Origin of the sequence: Ureibacillus sp. FSL W8-0352 (assembly GCF_038004345.1) — a bacterium.
Lineage (GTDB): Bacteria > Bacillota > Bacilli > Bacillales_A > Planococcaceae > Ureibacillus > Ureibacillus thermosphaericus.
Map to the genome: position 1 here is coordinate 1,351,496 of NZ_JBBOQT010000001.1, position 20,709 is coordinate 1,372,204.

At 37.2% G+C, this 20,709-nt stretch carries 21 protein-coding genes; 6 read left to right on the plus strand and 15 right to left on the minus strand.

The window, feature by feature from the left end:
• Nucleotides 1-31: 31 nt before the first annotated feature.
• From NST98_RS07000 to NST98_RS07010, 3 genes are all read right to left on the minus strand, one after another.
• Entirely contained in the window at nt 32-1,306 is a 1,275-nt protein-coding gene (locus tag NST98_RS07000) for an ISL3 family transposase (RefSeq protein WP_340714763.1), read from the minus strand.
• A gap of 215 nt (nt 1,307-1,521) precedes the next feature.
• Nucleotides 1,522-1,749 (minus strand): hypothetical protein, encoded by a 228-nt coding sequence (locus NST98_RS07005; protein WP_340715691.1) that lies wholly within the window; start codon nt 1,747-1,749, stop codon nt 1,522-1,524.
• A gap of 17 nt (nt 1,750-1,766) precedes the next feature.
• On the minus strand, nt 1,767-2,354 hold the full coding sequence (locus NST98_RS07010; protein ID WP_340715692.1) for a peptidylprolyl isomerase: 588 nt from the start codon (nt 2,352-2,354) through the stop codon (nt 1,767-1,769).
• Between the two features lie 258 nt (nt 2,355-2,612).
• Here NST98_RS07010 and NST98_RS07015 point away from each other — a divergent pair, with 258 nt between their 5' ends.
• Nucleotides 2,613-4,469: a transglycosylase domain-containing protein gene (locus NST98_RS07015; RefSeq protein WP_340714764.1), complete on the plus strand. Its 1,857-nt coding sequence runs from the start codon at nt 2,613-2,615 to the stop codon at nt 4,467-4,469.
• Nucleotides 4,470-4,679: 210 nt separating this feature from the next.
• Here the strand turns inward: NST98_RS07015 and NST98_RS07020 are convergent, their stop codons facing one another.
• The 6 genes from NST98_RS07020 to NST98_RS07045 form a co-directional block, all read right to left on the minus strand.
• The gene (locus tag NST98_RS07020; RefSeq protein WP_340714765.1) at nt 4,680-5,243 is read right to left on the minus strand and encodes a DUF5366 family protein; all 564 of its coding nucleotides are present in this window, start codon (nt 5,241-5,243) and stop codon (nt 4,680-4,682) included.
• Between the two features lie 143 nt (nt 5,244-5,386).
• A complete protein-coding gene (locus NST98_RS07025) occupies nt 5,387-5,530 on the minus strand; it encodes a hypothetical protein (RefSeq protein ID WP_340714766.1) in 144 nt (47 codons plus the stop codon).
• A gap of 487 nt (nt 5,531-6,017) precedes the next feature.
• On the minus strand, nt 6,018-7,280 hold the full coding sequence (ltrA, locus tag NST98_RS07030) for a group II intron reverse transcriptase/maturase (RefSeq protein WP_340714478.1): 1,263 nt from the start codon (nt 7,278-7,280) through the stop codon (nt 6,018-6,020).
• Nucleotides 7,281-7,902: 622 nt separating this feature from the next.
• Nucleotides 7,903-9,165 carry a group II intron reverse transcriptase/maturase gene (ltrA, locus tag NST98_RS07035; RefSeq protein WP_340715687.1) on the minus strand — a complete coding sequence of 421 codons (1,263 nt, stop codon included), beginning with the start codon at nt 9,163-9,165 and terminating at the stop codon, nt 7,903-7,905.
• A 583-nt stretch (nt 9,166-9,748) separates the two neighbouring features.
• Nucleotides 9,749-9,955 (minus strand): hypothetical protein, encoded by a 207-nt coding sequence (locus NST98_RS07040; protein ID WP_016839303.1) that lies wholly within the window; start codon nt 9,953-9,955, stop codon nt 9,749-9,751.
• A gap of 77 nt (nt 9,956-10,032) precedes the next feature.
• Nucleotides 10,033-11,538: a leucyl aminopeptidase gene (locus NST98_RS07045; RefSeq protein ID WP_340714767.1), complete on the minus strand. Its 1,506-nt coding sequence runs from the start codon at nt 11,536-11,538 to the stop codon at nt 10,033-10,035.
• Between the two features lie 263 nt (nt 11,539-11,801).
• Between NST98_RS07045 and NST98_RS07050 the strand changes: the two genes are divergently transcribed.
• Nucleotides 11,802-12,278, plus strand: a complete 477-nt coding sequence (locus tag NST98_RS07050; RefSeq protein ID WP_016839301.1) for a divergent PAP2 family protein — start codon at nt 11,802-11,804, stop codon at nt 12,276-12,278.
• Nucleotides 12,279-12,324: 46 nt separating this feature from the next.
• Here NST98_RS07050 and NST98_RS07055 read toward each other — a convergent pair whose 3' ends face one another.
• The gene (locus NST98_RS07055) at nt 12,325-12,654 is read right to left on the minus strand and encodes a YuiB family protein (RefSeq protein ID WP_016839300.1); all 330 of its coding nucleotides are present in this window, start codon (nt 12,652-12,654) and stop codon (nt 12,325-12,327) included.
• Between the two features lie 130 nt (nt 12,655-12,784).
• Nucleotides 12,785-14,587: a carbon starvation CstA family protein gene (locus NST98_RS07060; RefSeq protein WP_340714768.1), complete on the minus strand. Its 1,803-nt coding sequence runs from the start codon at nt 14,585-14,587 to the stop codon at nt 12,785-12,787.
• Between the two features lie 317 nt (nt 14,588-14,904).
• Between NST98_RS07060 and NST98_RS07065 the strand changes: the two genes are divergently transcribed.
• The gene (locus NST98_RS07065) at nt 14,905-16,260 is read left to right on the plus strand and encodes a transposase (RefSeq protein ID WP_340714611.1); all 1,356 of its coding nucleotides are present in this window, start codon (nt 14,905-14,907) and stop codon (nt 16,258-16,260) included.
• A 167-nt stretch (nt 16,261-16,427) separates the two neighbouring features.
• On the opposite strand, the gene NST98_RS07070 is transcribed toward NST98_RS07065, so the two are convergent.
• Together NST98_RS07070 and NST98_RS07075 are read right to left on the minus strand one after the other, a co-directional pair.
• Nucleotides 16,428-16,925, minus strand: coding sequence for an NUDIX domain-containing protein (locus NST98_RS07070; protein ID WP_340714769.1), 498 nt, complete (start codon nt 16,923-16,925; stop codon nt 16,428-16,430).
• Between the two features lie 181 nt (nt 16,926-17,106).
• Nucleotides 17,107-17,478 carry a HesB/IscA family protein gene (locus NST98_RS07075; protein WP_016839297.1) on the minus strand — a complete coding sequence of 124 codons (372 nt, stop codon included), beginning with the start codon at nt 17,476-17,478 and terminating at the stop codon, nt 17,107-17,109.
• A 145-nt stretch (nt 17,479-17,623) separates the two neighbouring features.
• Between NST98_RS07075 and NST98_RS07080 the strand changes: the two genes are divergently transcribed.
• The gene (locus NST98_RS07080; protein WP_340714770.1) at nt 17,624-18,337 is read left to right on the plus strand and encodes a DUF2225 domain-containing protein; all 714 of its coding nucleotides are present in this window, start codon (nt 17,624-17,626) and stop codon (nt 18,335-18,337) included.
• A 72-nt stretch (nt 18,338-18,409) separates the two neighbouring features.
• Here NST98_RS07080 and NST98_RS07085 read toward each other — a convergent pair whose 3' ends face one another.
• Nucleotides 18,410-18,646, minus strand: a complete 237-nt coding sequence (locus NST98_RS07085) for a NifU family protein (protein ID WP_016839295.1) — start codon at nt 18,644-18,646, stop codon at nt 18,410-18,412.
• Between the two features lie 83 nt (nt 18,647-18,729).
• On the opposite strand from NST98_RS07085, the gene NST98_RS07090 reads away from it, so the two are divergent.
• A complete protein-coding gene (locus tag NST98_RS07090) occupies nt 18,730-19,059 on the plus strand; it encodes a YuzD family protein (RefSeq protein ID WP_340714771.1) in 330 nt (109 codons plus the stop codon).
• 70 nt (nt 19,060-19,129) lie between these two features.
• On the opposite strand, the gene NST98_RS07095 is transcribed toward NST98_RS07090, so the two are convergent.
• Nucleotides 19,130-20,200, minus strand: a complete 1,071-nt coding sequence (locus NST98_RS07095; protein ID WP_340714772.1) for an NAD(P)/FAD-dependent oxidoreductase — start codon at nt 20,198-20,200, stop codon at nt 19,130-19,132.
• A 174-nt stretch (nt 20,201-20,374) separates the two neighbouring features.
• On the opposite strand from NST98_RS07095, the gene NST98_RS07100 reads away from it, so the two are divergent.
• The gene (locus NST98_RS07100; protein ID WP_016839292.1) at nt 20,375-20,611 is read left to right on the plus strand and encodes a YuzB family protein; all 237 of its coding nucleotides are present in this window, start codon (nt 20,375-20,377) and stop codon (nt 20,609-20,611) included.
• The last annotated feature ends 98 nt before the right edge of the window (nt 20,612-20,709 follow it).

Consider the following 20,709-nt stretch of genomic DNA (forward strand, 5'->3'; position numbering starts at 1 on the left):
TCGGATGGCTTAGGGGAAATTCGAGGTTCCCCTAAGCTGTTTTTATTTTCGCTAAGTTTTGGGTAATGAATATTCGGTTTCTAAAGTGATAGAAGGATCGATAACCGAAAGAAATGCGTTTAATCACTTTGATTTTGTTATTAATCCCCTCTAAAATGCCGTTATTATAATCGTACTTTAGCGTATTCTCGACATAATTGATGTATTTGTTGATTGTCTTGATGGCGGTTTTCATATAGCTGGAAACGATATTTTGTTTATTCTCTAATGTTTTCTTTAGGAGCTCAAAGTCTTTGGTTTTGATGTAATGTCGAACGTATTGGTATAACTCATAGGACGCTTTTAATTCAGAATCTAAATCAATGAGATAGTGGAGAATCTCCACCTCACACATATGCTTTTTAAAGCAACGATGATATTTATAGTTCTTATAATCAAGTTTTGTTTGATCTTTCAGAAGGAGCTTCCAGTATTTTTTCAATTTATTGTAATTCTTTTTATCCCGATTCATGACGTTGATGCGCGTTTTGTTTAAAGCTCTGCTAAATAGTTGGAGGATATGGAATTTGTCGAGTACGATTTCCGCTTTAGGGAAAACTTCTTGGATTAAGGAAATATAAGGGCTATACATATCGATGACAATCGTTTTTACCGCATCTCTCGCCTTCTTGGAATACCGTAAGAAATACTCTTTGAGGACAGATAATCTCCGGTCCTCCACGATATCCACAATCTCCCCCGTTTCAGAGTCGCAGAAAATAAAGGACATCGCTCCAGCTGCGGATTTCACTGATTTAAACTCATCAAAACACAAATGCTTTGGAAGGTAGTGAACATTTGGTTGATAGTAGCTATAAAAGCTGTCAATGACACGACTGACAGTGGCATGAGAAACATTATGTTTCATCGCAATATCTTTTTCGGATATTTTATCTTTGGCGTTTAAAGCAATCGATACTTTGGTATTGTTGGAAATACAACAGTTTTTAGCCACGACGCTCGTTTTTAAAGTAAACGTGGAATGACAATGTTTACAGAAATAACGCTGTTTACGCAATTTTAAGTAGGTATGAAAACCTGAAATGCTAGGCATTTTAATGAGAGACGTTTTAAAACCGTGTTTAATGATTTGATCATCGAAGACATGTCCACAAGCATAACAAGCTTTTGGTTGATACGTTAACGTCCCATGAAAGACTTTCGCTTTTACTTTTTTGATTGTTTCGGTAGAACAAAAATTTTCATCAAATGTGATATTTTTGTCTTTTATATTGAGTAGGTTTCGTATAGAATGATGGTGAGACATGTGACACAACTCCTTTGGAAAATGTGTTTTGGCGATTACATTTTACCAGAGTTTTGTCACTGTCTCATTTTTTTTGTTCAAAAAAATTGGTGCTGGTTTATACTCACCAACACCAAATATTATAGAGCCAGTTTTTAAGAGAATATTACTATAAGAAGTAAGGCTGTTCAGAAAGTGTTCGACTTTCTGGACAGCCCCTTTTCATGTAGCAAACCCTACTCTTTTATTATTGTTTCTTTATTTTGTTCCCGCTCACGCAACATTCGCTTTTCCAGCTCTTTTGTCTTCATTTCTTGTATTTTTGATATTTTCTTTACAAGGAAAAAGACAGCAAAACAAAGTATAAATAACAATACCAATTCAACTGCAGCTGGAATATATGCCTTTTTGTCTTCCGGAAAATATAAAAAATCGCCATATAATAATAGCTGGTGCACAATCATCACTTCTTTCTGTCGTCTTATTCAAGCACTGTAATTGATTCAATTTTAATCTCTTCTAACGGCTTATCTCGGAAATCTGTTTCTACATTGGCAATTTTATCTACAACTTCCATACCCTCAACAACATGACCAAATACAGTATGCTTATAGTCTAGCCAAGGTGTTCCTCCTATACGAGCATACTCCTCAATGATTTCTTTTGGAAAACCTGCTTGTTCCATTTGTGCAATCATATCAATTGGTACTTGCGGCATTTGTACAATAAAGAATTGAGAACCATTCGTATTTGGACCAGCATTCGCCATGGATAACGCTCCACGTAAATTAAACAATTCAGGATGGAATTCATCTTCGAAAGGTTCTCCCCAAATGGATTCCCCTCCCATACCTGTACCAGTTGGATCTCCACCTTGAATCATAAAATCAGCAATGACACGGTGGAAAATAATGCCCTCATAATAACCTGACTTTGCATGACCTAAAAAGTTTTCAACCGCTTTAGGTGCATGTTCTGGGAACAACTTTATTTTCATTGATCCCATTGTCGTTTTCATTTCAACTAAGATTTCTCCAGGGTTTAATTCTTTCGTTAATTGTGGGTACATTTCTTCTTCTCCTTTATAAATAAAATCATAGTGATGACTACATTTCTTATTTTCCTCGTTCCAGTTTACCATAAAACATGAATTTTTTCCGCTAATGAAGTTATTTCACTTGTATTTCTACTTATTTTAAGTGTTATACTCCCCTTTCTTTCATTCATCTTTTTCGGAAAATTCTTTGAAAACATGTTGTAATGATATGAAAAGTGAACTGTTCAAATGAAAAATATGGTATTCTTTCTTGTAGGCAATCGAGGAGGAATGAATGTGAGGCAATTGGTAGGGTATCTTATGATTCTTTGTTTCTTCCCTCTTCTTTTTGTTGTTGGAGATAAAGTTTGGGAAGAAGCAGCCAAAGCACAAATTCATAAAGAACAAATTCAGGAACAAATCAAACTCCCAGAAATAAAAAAACAGCTTCCTGTTAAAATGTTAGATCGAAACGGAAATTTATTTAACGAAGATTACGTGGAATGGAGAAATCCTATCCCCATAGAAGAAATACCCGAAATCGTTAAACAAATTTTTATTTTGAGTGAAGATCGAGATTTTTATCAACATATCGGTTTTGACATAAGTGCCATCATGAGGGCTGTCATAACCAATGCGGAACAAAATTCTATTCAACAAGGGGGCAGTACAATTTCCCAACAGCTTGTTCGAATGCTTTATTTATCCGAAGAAAAAACCTATGAACGTAAACTTATGGAAGTGTTGTATGCTTATGAACTTGAAAAACTATATGATAAAGACACCATTTTTGAAATGTATTTGAATGAAATGTACTTTGGTCATCAAGTGTATGGTATTAATTCAGCTGCAACCTATTATTTTCAAAAAACAATACAACATTTATCCGTTGCGGAAATCGCCTTTATTGCAGCTATACCAAATAACCCTTCTATTTATGATCCGTTAAAGCATTTTGACAATACGAAAGCACGTCAAGAACGTTTAATTGATCTTCTAGCAAAAGAAAATGTCATCTCCCTTGATGAAGCAAAACAATATAAAGAAGAACCCATACAGTTGAACATAAAAGAAAAAACGCAAAACTTCCCTGCTTACAGCACGTATGTATTACATGAACTGAATCAATTAATTGCAGAAACTGAGGGATACAACGAAGCGCTGCAACAAGCTTCACCAGAGGAAAAATTGCTGCTTCAAAAAGAATTAGATAACAAAATCAATGAACTTCTTTATTCTGGCATCATCATACATACAGCATTAGATCCTGAAAAACAATCAAAAGATGATGTATCAATCAATTCTCTTTTAACCATTCAAAATTTGCAATCTAGCGCGGTTGTCATTGAAAATGAAACGCGGGAAATCGTGAGTATGTATGCTGGAAAAAACTACAATAAATTCGATTTTCATAGAGCTTATCAGGCTCCGAGACAGCCAGGTTCATCCTTTAAACCGTTAATTGTATATGCACCGCTATTTGAAAGAACAAATTATTCACCTTCCTCCATCGTGAATGGAGGAAAATATTGCATTGGGGCGTTTTGCCCACAAAACTACGGCGGAGCAATCTATGGCGATGTAACGATTTCAACTGCCTTTAAACATAGCTTGAATACGTCAGCTGTTCGTCTGTTTTCAAAAGTTGGTATAGAGACAGCCTTTCAATATTTACAACAATTCAATTTTAAATCGATTGTAGAACAAGATAAAAACTACGCAGCTGCATTAGGTGGACTAACATACGGTGTAACTACATTAGAATTGGCCGATGCATATACAAGCTTTATCGATGGAAGTTACGTTAAATCCCATGCAATTCGAAAAGTTACCGATCAACAAGGAAACATATTGTATCAGTGGCCATCGGAACGGAAACAAATATGGTCTAAACAAACTGTACAATACATGCGTTCATTATTAAACGAAGTAGTGCGAAGTGGAACAGGAAGAGGGATTCATGCAAATTCATCCTATATTGGGGTAAAAACAGGCACTACGAACGAATATCGAGATTTTTGGATCGCTGGATTATCCAATGAATATACCGCAGCCGTTTGGATTGGCTATGATCAACCAACATCTATGCTTCAATTAGAAGACGATCGAATTCATTTCAACATATTTAACCGTATTATTAACCAATAAAATGACTATTTGGATGATATTTTTCTATCATAGATTTTCGCTTCAGCTGGAAGCTTTCCGCGGGCATGGGCTTTCCTCTCTTATTCATGTCCATTCCCGCGGGAAAGCTTTACTTTAATATTGCTTTCATCGCAGATAAATTGCGACGAAGCGAACACGGCAGGAACTTTCCTTTCGCTTAAATCAGATTAGAATAAGAGTGTCTATCCCTTATTTAGCAAAAGGCAAGCTCGCCAAAATCCCGTTGTAAAGTTTCATACAAACAAAAATGACGACTGTTATAAAAAAAGACCAAAAGAGTATTTCAAAGGCGATTAATCCAATCATCCCAGATAAAGACATATATTGGCTCATTTTATAGATTGAATAGACGAAAAAACAAAATAGTGATAATGCAAAAATGATTATTAGTGCAGTAAAGGATTGGATAGCAAAGGCGCTAATAAGACTTCCGATAAAGAAAAGTACATATCCTCCGCGTGCTGCTTTAACAGCACCACCTTCTGAATCCTTTGAAAAAAACAACATCCCTATTTCGTGAATCGTTTCTCCAATCAATTTTAAAGCTGAAAACAGCATGAAAAAGCAAAGGAAGAATACAAACAATAATAGCATCCGAATTTCTACATCTGTTAGAAATTCTCGCATGCCATTATAGATTCCAATAGATTGAAAAAGTTGAATAGACTTACTTACTGTAAAAATTCCAAAAGTTAGGCTATACAGAATAATTGAAAATAATGGTAAATAACCATATAAGTATGGATTTTTCATTGTACTTTGCCTCGTTTATTGTATTTTCCTACCATATCATAACAAAAAATTTCAATCTATCAAGAGAAGAAAAATCGAGTAGGAGGGAGCGATTAACTCCCGTCCTCTCACACCACCGTACGTACGGTTCCGTATACGGCGGTTCAATTAAGATGATTGACGCAAGTCTTTATATAACTTCCGTGAATAGCTGTTCTCTTTATGCCAGTGGTCACTCCACCCTCCAAGAGGTCACCGCTTCCTTCCTCAAGTGAGGTACTACGTTTTCTGTGTTTATCATGACTCACTGAATGCCAAGGGCTATTCTCTCTTAATTGTTCGGTCCTTCTCAGTTGTTCTAGACCAACTAATACTATGACCTCTGCTGACTTCTGACGGTTCAGCTACTTATCACTAAGTAGGTTATGAAGTGTACTTCACATATCCGCCAGACCTCCCCGGGTAAGTACATGCACTTTCACACCATCTATCCGCCTCATTTACTCGATATGACCTTCGACAGAAAGAGCTTTGTTTTGTTTTGCAAACTCACTCAATCATACCTAGCCTTATATGAGATTCGTGTTCCTCGGACCGGTGTTTTGCCTCCAGCTTCCTTCAGATTCCGCGTCACCACGGACATCCTTGCGTTAAGCTAACTGTTACTTCTGCCTTCACAGTTCGGGACTTACACCCTATAGTTCATGTACATGCCGGGCGCATCGAGTAGGAGGGAGTGATTAGCTCCCGTCCTCTCACACCACCGTACGTACGGTTCCGTATACGGCGGTTCAATTAAGATAATTGACGCAAGTTTTCATAACGAGCTTCAAGACTTTTCAGCCCTTGGTTTCTCCAATAGGAGTTACCAAGGGTTCTGTGTAATATTGGACTTTTTGAAATACGCCAATAACTCTTCCGAGTATTTCCCCATTCATACGCTTGCCATTGTGGTACGCCAAGTTGAATAAGGTTGCGTATCTTTGTTTTCGGTTTCTTCCAGTTCTTCCATAGACACATTCGAAGTCTTCTACGAATCCATTTATCTAATTCAGGGAATATAGATTTGGTGTCTGCTAACGCAAAATATCCACACCATCCCATTAGATATTGATTCAGTTTCTGAATGCGGTATTCCATCGGGTAGGGCATCTTGCGTGATGTGATTTCACGAACTTTATTCTTCATTCGTTTAAGGCTTTCTTTTGCGATACGAACCTTTGGCTCTTTATGATAGGTAAAGCTAAATCCTAGAAACTTACGTTTCCATGGACGGTCGACCGCTGATTTCTTTTCATTTACTTTCAGTCGTAGTTTTCCTTCAATAAATCGCTGGATACTTGCCATTGTGCGAAGTCCTGCTCGTTTACTTTTCACGTAAATGTTACAGTCATCCGCATATCGAACGAATTTGTGTCCTCTTCTTTCCAATTCTTTATCTAGTTCATCTAGTACAATGTTAGATAGTAGCGGACTTAATGGTCCTCCTTGTGGAGTTCCTTCTAATGTGCTTGACACCACACCATTAATCATGACGCCCGATTGTAAATACTTACGAATCAATTTCAGTAATGGTTTATCTTGGATTCTCTTCGCGAGTGTACCCATTAATCTGTCATGGTTGACCTTATCAAAGAATTTCTCCAAGTCCATATCTACAACCCATCGATATCCATCTCTTATATATTCTTTCGCTTTTCTCATCGCATCATGAGCACTTCGGTTTGGTCGAAATCCGTAGCTGTTTTCAGAGAATGTAGGGTCATACACTTTTGAAAGTACTTGGGCGATTGCTTGTTGAATCAAACGGTCTGTTACGGTAGGGATTCCTAGTAAACGAACACCGCCATCAGGTTTCGGGATTTCGACTCTGCGGACTGGCATCGGTTCATAAGTTCCCTTGAGAATTGCTTCTTTAATCGATAGCCAGTTTTCAACTATGTGCTGTCGTAGATTTTGTACGGGCATCATATCTACTCCGTGGCTTCCTTTATTCTGTTCTACACGTTTTAGTGCTTGAAGCATGTTCTCCCGTGACAGGATTTGATTCAAAAGCATCGTTATTCTCCTTCCGTGAATAGCTGTTCTCTTTATGCCAGTGGTCACTCCACCCTCCAAGAGGTCCCCCACGGGATTCACCGCTTCCTCCCTCAAGTGAGGTACTACGTTTTCTGTGTTCATCATGACTCACTGAATGCCAAGGGCTATTCTCTCTTAATTGTTCGGTCCTTCTCAGTTGTTCTAGACCAACTAATACTATGACCTCTGCTGACTTCTGATGGTTCAGCTACTTATCACTAAGTAGGTTATGAAGTGTACTTCACGTATCCATCAGACCTCCCTGGGTAAGAATGTAATCTTTCCTTCCATCTATCTGCTTCATTTACTCTGTATCACCTTCGGCAGAAAGGACTTTGTTTTGTTGTGCAAACTCATCCAATGATACCTAGCCTTGTATGAAGTTCGTGTTCCTCAGACCGGAAGTTTGCCGCTCGCTTCCTTCAGATTCCGCGTCACCACAGACACCCTTGCGTTAAGCTAACCGTTACTTCTGCCTTCACGGCTCGGGACTTGCACCCTATAGATTACATCCATGCCAGGCGCACATCGAGTAGGAGGGAGTGATTAGCTCCCGTCCTCTCACACCACCGTACGTACGGTTCCGTATACGGCGGTTCAATTAAGATAATTGACGCAAGTTTTCATAACGAGCTTCAAGACTTTTCAGCCCTTGGTTTCTCCAATAGGAGTTACCAAGGGTTCTGTGTAATATTGGACTTTTTGAAATACGCCAATAACTCTTCCGAGTATTTCCCCATTCATACGCTTGCCATTGTGGTACGCCAAGTTGAATAAGGTTGCGTATCTTTGTTTTCGGTTTCTTCCAGTTCTTCCATAGACACATTCGAAGTCTTCTACGAATCCATTTATCTAATTCAGGGAATATAGATTTGGTGTCTGCTAACGCAAAATATCCACACCATCCCATTAGATATTGATTCAGTTTCTGAATGCGGTATTCCATCGGGTAGGGCATCTTGCGTGATGTGATTTCACGAACTTTATTCTTCATTCGTTTAAGGCTTTCTTTTGCGATACGAACCTTTGGCTCTTTATGATAGGTAAAGCTAAATCCTAGAAACTTACGTTTCCATGGACGGTCGACCGCTGATTTCTTTTCATTTACTTTCAGTCGTAGTTTTCCTTCAATAAATCGCTGGATACTTGCCATTGTGCGAAGTCCTGCTCGTTTACTTTTCACGTAAATGTTACAGTCATCCGCATATCGAACGAATTTGTGTCCTCTTCTTTCCAATTCTTTATCTAGTTCATCTAGTACAATGTTAGATAGTAGCGGACTTAATGGTCCTCCTTGTGGAGTTCCTTCTAATGTGCTTGACACCACACCATTAATCATGACGCCCGATTGTAAATACTTACGAATCAATTTCAGTAATGGTTTATCTTGGATTCTCTTCGCGAGTGTACCCATTAATCTGTCATGGTTGACCTTATCAAAGAATTTCTCCAAGTCCATATCTACAACCCATCGATATCCATCTCTTATATATTCTTTCGCTTTCCTCGCCGCATCATGAGCACTTCGGTTTGGTCGAAATCCGTAGCTGTTTTCAGAGAATGTAGGGTCGTACACTTTTGAAAGTACTTGGGCGATTGCTTGTTGAATCAAACGGTCTGTTACGGTAGGGATTCCTAGTAAACGAACACCGCCATCAGGTTTCGGGATTTCGACTCTGCGGACTGGCATCGGTTCATAAGTTCCCTTGAGAATTGCTTCTTTAATCGATAGCCAATTTTCAACTATGTGCTGTCGTAGATTTTGTACGGGCATCATATCTACTCCGTGGCTTCCTTTATTCTGTTCTACACGTTTTAGTGCTTGAAGCATGTTCTCCCGTGACAGGATTTGATTCAAAAGCATCGTTATTCTCCTTCCGTGAATAGCTGTTCTCTTTATGCCAGTGGTCACTCCACCCTCCAAGAGGTCCCCCACGGGATTCACCGCTTCCTTCCTCAAGTGAGGTACTACGTTTTCTGTGTTCATCATGACTCACTGAATGCCAAGGGCTATTCTCTCTTAATTGTTCGGTCCTTCTCAGTTGTTCTAGACCAACTAATACTATGACCTCTGCTGACTTCTGATGGTTCAGCTACTTATCACTAAGTAGGTTATGAAGTGTACTTCACGTATCCATCAGACCTCCCTGGGTAAGAATGTAATCTTTCCTTCCATCTATCTGCTTCATTTACTCTGTATCACCTTCGGCAGAAAGGACTTTGTTTTGTTGTGCAAACTCATCCAATGATACCTAGCCTTGTATGAAGTTCGTGTTCCTCAGACCGGAAGTTTGCCGCTCGCTTCCTTCAGATTCCGCGTCACCACAGACACCCTTGCGTTAAGCTAACCGTTACTTCTGCCTTCACGGCTCGGGACTTGCACCCTATAGATTACATCCATGCCAGGCGCACACACAAAAAGGAGTGCGATTGAACGCACTCCTTTTTTAATAACGGCGGAATGGCGGGTAAAACGGAGGGTAGTATGGATAGTAAGGATAATATGGATAGTTAGGTGGATAATAAAATTGCTGTGGATAAAAGACATTTCCTAATAAACCACCTAAAAATCCACCAATAAACGGATAGCCAAAGTTACTAAATCCATCACGATGATGGTATCCAGGACGTTGATAATGGCGATAACCAGTCATAGTAAACCTCCTTTTCTTTGATAACATATGTAAGAAAAAGAGGCGAAGCTATGTGAATTGCCTAATGTGAACATTTATCATATATGAAATGTAAAATCTTTGATAAATGTCGCAAGTGTTCTAACCATCACACCTGTTGCACCTTTTGGCCCCAACTCATGGGGTTTTGTAGTATCAGATGTCCCGGCAATATCTAAATGAATCCAAGGTGTATTTTCTACAAATTCTCCAACAAATCCACCTGCAAAAATCATATGTCCATCGCTTCCAGGAGAGTTATTTAAATCTGCAATTTGTGAATCACGGATGCGTTTTTTATCCCTTTCAGTAAGCGGCATGCCCCAAACAAATTCTCCAGTTTTCACACTTGCTTCAATAAAAGCATCGAAAAACGCTTCGTTATTCGATAATGCGCCCGTTTTATCATATCCTAAAGCTGTGATGACCCCGCCTGTTAACGTAGCCACATCAATTAAATAATCGGCTCCTTGTTGTGTTGCATAAGTGACTGCATCGGCTAAAACGAGGCGGCCCTCTGCATCGGCGTTTTTAATTTCCACCGTTTTTCCACTGTAAGTCGTGATGACATCATCAGGTTTAAAGGCATCTCCTGAAATCATGTTGTCAGTTGCGCCAATAACTGCGACAACATTCTTTTTTGGCTTCATTTCTCCAATAATTTTCATGGCTCCAAGTACCGATGCAGCTCCCCCCATATCTCCTTTCATGCCTACCATTCCAGTTTTCGATTTGATGGAGTAGCCTCCTGTATCATAAGTTACTCCTTTTCCAACTAATCCAATTACGTCTTTCCATTCTTCTGTTCCCTTATATTTTAATGTAATAACTCTCGGTTCATTCGTTGAGCCTCTATTTACCGCTAAAATGCCTCCCATTCCTAATTCTTCGAGTTGTTCCTTATTTAATATTTCTACTTCAAAGCCATAGTTGTTTGCCAAATTCACAGCATATTCCGCTAAATCAGTTGCTTTCAATATATTCGGTGGCAAATTCACCAACGTTCTTGCTTCATTCACTGCATCTGCGTAAATCTTTCCGAGTTTGTAGCTTTCAACAATTTCATCAATATCTGCATTCGTAACGAATTGAACTTCATCCAAATAAACTTCCGGTTCATTAGAAGTTGTTTTATAATGGGGAACTTGATAAAATCCCATGCCACTCCCTTCAGCAAATAAAAACGCAATATCTTTTTCTTGAATAGGATCTGCTGTAAAAGATTCTAACCAAATCGTAAATCGATTCGCTTTCATCTCCCGAAGTTTTTTGCCCACTAATCCAAATGTGTCTCGCAATTCATTACGCGTTAATGTTTTCGTATCACCTAATCCTACAAATAATATTCGTTGTAAATGTTCATTAGCTCCCAAATAAGGAATCTTTGTTAATTTTTTGCGCCCCGTTTCGATATCTCCCGTACGAATCCATTTTTCAACATGTTCTCCGTAAAATGATACGAATTCTTTCCATCCTTTAATATGGTCGCAGTTTTTTTGAACTCCCACAATTAACAATTCAGTTGATATTTGTTCAAAGGATTTTCTCTCTTTTTGAATAATCATCTTTAACCTCCAAATAGAATTCATCGTATACGAGCTTCAATATATCTATCCACTATAAGTATAACCCAATTTTTATTAAGAAGTGGACTAGTATCATGAAGCCAAAATTGCTTTGAAGTTCCTTTTATTTGTCTCATATCCTAAACAATTTCGCTAACAAAAAAATTAAATAATTAAGAAATTTTTTTACTTTAAAACGTTAATTGTTGTATATTAGTTATGCTATACTTATGGAAAGACGTGAAAGGAAGGGTTTTTACGGTTTGGCAATATTTCAAAACGCACCATTACTTCTAGCGATATTCTCAATTTTTTTTGCACAATTTATTAAAGTACCCATACATTTTTTGTTTACAAAAGAAATTAACTGGTCTCTTTTAACGTCTACAGGCGGCATGCCTAGTTCTCATTCAGCTGCAGTGACAAGTCTTGCTACTGCAATCGGATACGAGACCGGTTTTGACTCACCTGTATTTGCCATTGCTGCATTGTTTGCTGGAATCGTAATGTATGATGCTAGCGGCGTACGATATCAGGCAGGTCAACATGCAGCTATGTTAAACAAGATACGCCAAGAGTTAACCATATTCTTTAGGGATATGAAACATTGGACTGATAAACATGAACATGAAAAACACGAAGAATTAAAAACATTGTTAGGTCATAAGCCGAATGAAGTATTATCTGGTGCCATAACTGGTATTCTAATTTCCTTCATATTTTATTCTTTCATCATATAAAAAGGATATATCCAAAAGCGTCTTTCACTTTTGGATATATCCTTTTTTAAAACATTCGATAACCGTTCTTTCTTAATATAATCATAACAATACCCGCAACAATTGTACCTACAAATCCACCAGACAAAATGGCGATATCCACCACTTGAAGAGATAAAACTTTATCCCACAAAGCAGGCCATGCGACAGTAGGTTTGAATATATAATCTAAAAAACTCACTTCATCAATAATAAAAATAACGACAATCGGATATAAGATCGTCATTAACCATGTCATACGAAGAAGCATATTTAATAAGAAACCGATTCCAAAAAACATAACAAAAAATAGTACAATCGAGATCACTAATTGAACAATTGATACAGAACCACCCATGTATGTATAACCTCCATTTTCCTTTACCTAGTTTAACCTAATTAAGTTGTCCTTTCAAATGGAAAAACAAATCATTATTAAAATTAAAAGTCTAGCATTCCAACTATAGAATGCTAGACTTAAATTTATGTTATACCGCTTCTCCTACCGCTTTACCATTTACAAATCTTGGACTATTCCATAGATTAATCCATGATTTAATAGCCGTAATCACAACAACAACACCTAAAATCAACATTATGACGGATAATATGCCATTTAATACAGAATAACCAGATGCTGCTGGATTCCAGTACACGTTTTTGATCATCCAAATTCCTGCAACATTTACTGATATATATAAATATACTAATGGAATAATACAAGTTAAAACATAAATCCGTTTTGTAGCAATTTTTAATACAACCGTTGCACCAATAACTAATCCAATGGAAGCCATTAGCTGGTTAGATACACCGAATAACGCCCAAATTGGTCCAATTTCACCTGTGTACAGTAAATACCCCCACATGAAACACGCTAAAGCACTAGCAATGATTGTACCAGGCAACCAATCTGTCCGTTTTAACGGTTTGATGACATCTCCTAAGAAATCTTGAATTAAGTAGCGGGCTACACGAGTACCTGCGTCGATTGCAGTTAAGATGAACACCGCTTCAAACATGATGACAAATTGGTAGAAGTAACCGCTCATTTCTGTGAACCATGGCACTCCAGTAAAAATTTGTGTCATCCCTACTGCAAGGGATACGGCACCGCCCGTTCTTCCCTCTAAATCAATACCTATCGCTTGTGATAATTGAGGTAAGTTGACAACTTCCATTCCTAATGTGGCAAATACTGCTGGAGCTGCATTGATTGCGAAATAATCAGCAGGATGCAAAGAAGTAGCTGCAACAAGCGCCATTACCCCTACTAAACTTTCGACTAGCATAGCTCCAAATCCTACAACGCGAATATCTTCCCATTTATCTAACATCTTAGGCGTTGTTCCAGATCCAATGAATGCATGGAAACCGGAAATGGCACCACAAGCAATGGTAATTGAAACAAATGGCCATACAGGACCTGCAATGATTGGCCCTCCACCATGAATAAATTCTGTTACTGCTGGGAAATGAATTACAGGGTTAACGAAAAATACCCCAATAATTAAAGCTATAAATACCCCAATTTTCATAAAGCTTGATAAATAATCCCTAGGTGCAAGCAAAAACCATACCGGCAATGCCGCAGCAAAAAATGCATAAATCGGTAAGATCAACGCTAAAGTTTGGCGATCTAACGTCAACCAATCACCAAGCACTGTTCCTTGAATATACGGTCCAGCAAATACGCCGATCATTAATAAAATAAATCCAATCGTAGATGTTACAATTAAATTACCAGTCTTTTTATAGGCAATCCCTACAAGCATAGCAATTGGGATTGTAATTCCTACTGCAAAAGTTCCCCACGGATTTCTTTCTAATGCACCAAGCACTACCATGGAAAGACCAGCCATTGTTATCGTAATGATGAATAACATAGCAAGACCTGTACAGAATCCTGCAACCGGCCCAAGCTCCTCTTTCATCACTTCAGAAAGGGATTTCCCTTTTTTGCGCATGGATGCAAATAATACAACGGCATCATGTACTGCTCCACCAATCACCGCACCAATTAACAACCATAGTAAACCTGGTAAATATCCAAATTGTGCAGCAAGTACAGGTCCAACAAGCGGCCCAGCTGCAGCGATTGCGGCGAAGTGATGTCCGAATGCTACCCATTTGTTCGTCGGCACATAGTCTTGCCCATCGTTTAATTCATGGGCAGGTGTTGGTGTTTTTTCATTAATTAACAAAACTTTTTTTGTAAAAAAATAACCATATAATCGGTATCCAATCACGAGTATACAGATGGCACCAATTACAATAGAAAGACCATTCATAAAATTCCCCCATCCCATAGTATTCATTTCTTCGAATAACTACTAACAGAATCGATTTCTATTTTAAAATAACCCCCTTGTCCAATCCTCCTTTTAGAAATTATTGAAAATGTAATAAACAATATGAAATTTCTTTTGTAATAGTATAAAAATTACGACTTTTACAAAAAATATTTTTTTATTATTATTTGAGTTAATTTCATAATTCTCACCCCTTGATTTTCAAGGGATTCAAGACAATAAAAAATGGGTACCTCCCCAAATTTCGTTATAATGGTAGGTAACCAAACAAACCATACGAAAGAGGTGAGTACCCTATGACTATTGTAAAACAAATTTCTCTTTTTGACATCCATCAATTATTAGAAATGGAAAGTTCCCATCGTTATGAAGCCATTTTTAGTGCTATCGACATTCAGCCTATATTTCAATTGTTTTCTAAAAAGACATTGAAAGGTGCACCACGTGAATTGAATTATGGTGCAATGATTCAATCGCTGATTATACGTATTGTCGAACGTATTCCAACTATCAAGGATTTAGTCAAACGTTTGGTTCATGATCCTTTATTTCGTTTCGACTGTGGATTCCTTGTGTCTGATGTCGTACCATCTGAAAGCTCTTATTCACGCATGATTCAAGTCATTAGTGAATCAGATGTGCTAGATAAAATGAACGATACACTCATCAAAACAGCGATGTTGGAAGGCTTTCTAAATGATGAACATGTCGCCATCGATGCGAGTCACTTTGAAGCTCGTGATGCTTTCACACCATCAGAAAAGAAAGCACCTAAAACTCCTAAAAAACGTGGTCGTAAAACTAAAGCTGAACGAGCTGTTTGGTTAGCCGAACAAGTAGAGAAAAAAGGAAATCAATCAACCTATGAAAAAGAACTGAAAGAACAGCTGGATATCCCATTAGAAACCCTTTGGAAGGATGTACCGATTGAGCCAAAATGGGGTGTGAAAAAGAATAGTAAAGGAAAAAATACATTCTGGTTTGGTTATAAAGCACATTTAGCTGTTTCGACGAAAAGTCAATATATCATCACTCGTTTGATGTCCTCAGGTAATTTAAGTGATTGTAAAGCTGCGATTCCATTATTGAAAAAACTTCATCACTTAGGAAACGGTCATTTTACAATAGCTATATTTGATGCTGGTTATGATGTTGAACCTATTTACCGTCAAGCCGTATCACAGTCCATGCGAGTCGTGATTCCTTACAACGTTCGTCGAGAAGGAGAATATATAGGATTCGATGAACATTTTCGTCCAACCTGTGTGCGTGAACATCGTTACCAATATGACAGCTTTGACGCTAAGTACAATACATTAAAATTCACACGTCCAAAGGAATGTGCAACTTGCCCATTACGAGAAGACACCCTTTGCCAAAAAGTTTTCAAAATCAAATGTGATATAGATATCCGTAAATTTACCTATCCAGCACGTGGGACAGAACGATGGAAACAGCTTTATCAAGAACGTACAGCAGTCGAACGCGTTAACGCTTATTTAAAGGAATACTTTCAATTAAACAATGTCCGTCATCGTACAGGAAAGAAAGCAAAAATGCATTTCAATCTGGTGACGTTAATTTATAATACCTGCAAACTAGCAGTTGATCGAATCAATGCTTTATTACAGCAACAAAACCAAGTTGCATAATTTAAAAAAAACAAAGTTTTTAGTATAGGGGTACTCTATACTTCAGAAAAACTATGATTTATGAAATTGATTCTTTTATTATTATTTTATATTTTTTCAAAAAAATCAATCTCTTTTTTACTATACTATTATCCTATTCTTTGTTTTATTCAATAAAGCTTCGAAGATTACTTGTTAAAAAACACACGATAGGATGTATATTGAAACCAATCTCCTGGATTAATCCCCTCATTTTTTGATAGTTGATACTGAATTAAAGTATCACTTGCCATGTTTTGTAGCATGATGGAAGCTTCCCCGCCAGTTAATAATTCCTCTACAGAAAGCCATTTCGCATCAATTAGTTCGCGTTCTTGAATGCAAATCGGTTGCTCTTCATTAATTGGTTTACAAGCAAAAATGGCCATATTATCACTTACTTCTCCTCTTATAACCCCCGTTCTAAATCCAACCATGCCGGTTACGATACAATCAATCCCAGTCTCTTCTTTTACTTCCCGGAGTGCTGCTTCATCAGCAGTTTCACCTAGTTGCACAAATCCTGCTGGAATTGACCATACTCCTTTTAATCCACTATATCTCTTTTTTACAACGAGCCATTTTCCATCTGAATTGACAACAACAGCTCCTGCACCTAACCATACTTTTCCTCGTTCTTTTTTCATATATACTCACCCTTTGTTTAAACTTACCACTATTTTACAACGCTTATAGCTATTTGAATATATCTATAAAACTTTCAGCTATCTCCTTATTTGGTAGTAGCACCTAGTTCACTTAAAAAAATTCATAAAAATAGGCCGCCAGAAATTTCTCTTCTAGACAGCCCAATTAATATAAATCGTTTTAACATTCTTCCGGTGTGCCAGTAACTTTCGCTGTTCTGAAAGATGAACCGCAACCACAAGATGCAATGGCATTCGGATTGTCGATCGTAAATCCACCGCCCATTAACGACTGTTTATAATCAATTTTTGTCCCCATTAAAATAGGGGCATCTTGTTGTGATACTAAAATTTTAATTCCGTGCTGTTCATCGATATAATCATCTTCATTTACATTTTGATCAAAATTCATGCCATAAGTAAGACCACTACAACCACCACCATGAACAGCTAAACGTAAATAAGAACTTTCTTCCTCATTATGTTTTGCCATCTCTTTTACGCGAAATGCAGCTGCTTCTGTTAATTCAATAACTCTTTTTTCTGCACTCATCCGAATCACCTTCCTTAAACAATATAATAACAGTGCAATCATGAATATGACAATGAAACTGCTTTATACACATTATTGTTAAACTCATTTATTGAATCTGCCAGTATAATAGTCTTATAACCTACTGCTCAGGAGGTAGTATATTATGGAAAACCATACAGAAATCTCCCCTTTTTATGTAAAAAAAGTAGTTTGTATTTTTTGTGAAAAAAAATTTCCTACCCTAAAAGTTCGTTCCAAGTTCGTAAAAGTTGAAAATACTGAAACTGATTTTCGTCCCATTTATTCTGATTCGAATGTCAATCCTTTATACTACAATGTATTTGTTTGTCAACACTGCGGCTTTTCCTTCACCGAAGATTTTTCTAAATATTTTGCACCAGGTACACGGGAAAAAATTCAAGAGCAAATTACGAAAAAATGGGTTCCACACAGCTTTAGCGGTGAACGTACAATAGCCCAAGCAATACAATCATATAAACTCGCACTCGTTTGCGGTAATTTAAAAAATGAAAAATTCATTGCAAGAGCAGGTCTTGCTCTTCGAATTGGCTGGCTATATCGTACTCTTCAAAATAAAGAACAAGAAATACGTTTTTTAAAAATTGCCAGAGATTTATATATGGATTCTTACTCAACAGAAGACTATTTAAGCACTGGAATGAGCGGAATCCGTGTTATGTACTTGATTGCTGAACTTTCACGAAGAATCGGGGACATATCAAATGCAACGAGATTCTTCTCAAAAGTAATAGAAAATCAACGACATGGTGGAGAACCTAAAATAATAGAAATGGCTAAGGAACAATGGCAAATCATTCGCGAAGAGCGAAATCAAGGAAATGTAATTACTGAATAAAAAAACGGTGTACTCACTATTCATATTAAATAGAAGAGTACACCGTTTTCAATTAGTTTAGTCGTTTTTCAATTAGAAAACTTGCTCTACTTCAACAATGCCAGGTACTTCTTCTAATAATGCGCGTTCGATGCCGGCTTTTAATGTAATTGTAGAGCTTGGGCATGAACCACATGCACCTAGTAAACGTAATTTTACAACGCCGTCTTCCACATCAATTAATTCGCAGTCTCCACCATCGCGTAGTAAGAACGGGCGTAATTTATCTAAAACTTCTTTTACTTGTTCAAATTGTTCAGTATTTGTCATATTCCTCGACTCCTTTCATTAAAATTATTATAATGTGAACAAGAGAAAAAATCCATTATTATCGTAACGAAAGGTGTAATAATATGAATAAAAATATACCAATTATTGAAGTTTTTGGTGCCGACGTTCTTTGTGCAAGTTGCGTTAATGCACCTTCATCCAAAAACACTTACGAATGGTTAGAAGCAGCGATTAAACGGAAATATCCGAATCAACCATTTACAATTCGCTACATTGATATCAACGAACCGCTAACAGATAAACGGGATCAAGAATATGCTGAACGCATTCATAATGATGAATATTTTTATCCTCTAGTACTTATTAACAATGAAGTTGTCGGAGAAGGATATATCCAAATACAGCCGGTTTTTAAAGCTTTAGAAAAATTAGGTTTTGAGCCTAGCGAGTAATATTAACATACGTTTTCTTTACGTTAAAAATTCGCAAGTATTACAAGGAAAATACTTGCGAATTTTTCATTTAGTTATCGTTTTGACGTTTGTACATCCAAAGCAATCCTGACTTAAGTAAACGTGCAATTCTACCTGTTACCGTTGTATCCGCAATATAAACAAATCCTTGTTTCTTCCCTAAAGATCCCATAAATCCTTTTAATTTGATATCTGGCATTTTTTCTGGTAACGCTTCACCTTTCCAGCGATGTTTTAACACACGAACAATTCGTTCAGCTTGTTCTTCAGCAAGTTGTGCACTGGCTGGCAAATCAGATGAAGCACAGTCTCCTACAACGAAAACATGCTCATCATCAACGAGATGGAAATATTGGTTGACAAGTGGTCGACCTTTATTATCTTTTTCAGCATCCATTTCTCGAACAATTTTCACTGGACGTACACCAGCTGTCCAAACAATGGCATCAGCTTCAATTATTTCATCATGATTATAGATTTTTCCAGGTTCAACTTTTGTAATGTTAGATTCTGCAACGATTTCTACATTATTTTTTTCAAACCACTCTTTTACATACATACTTAGTTTTTCAGGGAATGAACGTAAAATACGAGAAGATCGGTCAAACAATTTAATTTGCAAATCTGAGCGACTTTCTCTTAATTCACTAGCAATCTCAATACCACTCAATCCTGCTCCTACGATTGCAACGATAGAACCTGGAGGTAAGCCGCATAACATTTCAAACGTTTTGCGAGAGTTTGCTATCGTTTGAATGCTCAATGTATACTCCTCTGCTCCAGGTACACCATGATAATCATCTTCACAGCCTAGACCGATTACTAAATCATCATATGGGATAACCGTTCCATCTTGTAAATGAACCGTTTTTTCCTTACGATCAATTTTTGTAATTTCTCCGTACACCTTTTCTAATCTTGGATGTTCAGGAAAATCAACTCGTACTTTTTTGTCAGTTGTTGTCCCCGCTGCAAGTGCGTAAAACTCTGTTTTTAAACTATGGAACGGATTGCGATCAATTAATGTAATCATCGTATCTTCTGGAATTTGGTTAGGTAGCAATCGAAGCAAAATACGCATGTTGCCATAACCGCCGCCTAGTAATACAAGTTTTTTCATAGAAAACTCCCCTATTTTTTTATTGCTTGCAGTTCACTAAATTTACACAAACATTAGTATATTACATTGTGAGAGATTTCACAATAGTTTTTTGTGAAAGGATTCACATAAAGTTTATTTCATTGACGAATGTAAAATTTAAGAGTAGGATTTTTTTGAGTGAGGTGAACCTTTGTGAATCCGTTAGTAGAATTTTGTATTTCGAATTTAGCAATGGGCTCTCAAGAAACATATGATGTATTGGAAAATGATCCAAATATAGATGTTCTTGAATACGGTTGTTTAAGTTATTGTACAATGTGTTCAGAGAAGTTATATGCTCTCGTCAATGGAGACATGGTTGAAGCTGATACTCCTGAAGAATTGACGAAAAAGATTTATGAATATATTAAAGACAACCCTCTTTTTTAATCATGTCATCATTTCGTTTAGATACAGATTGAAAAATGGCCTGACCAAAAGTACAAACTTTTTGGTCAGGCTCAAATATTTACTATGAATATTTTTAA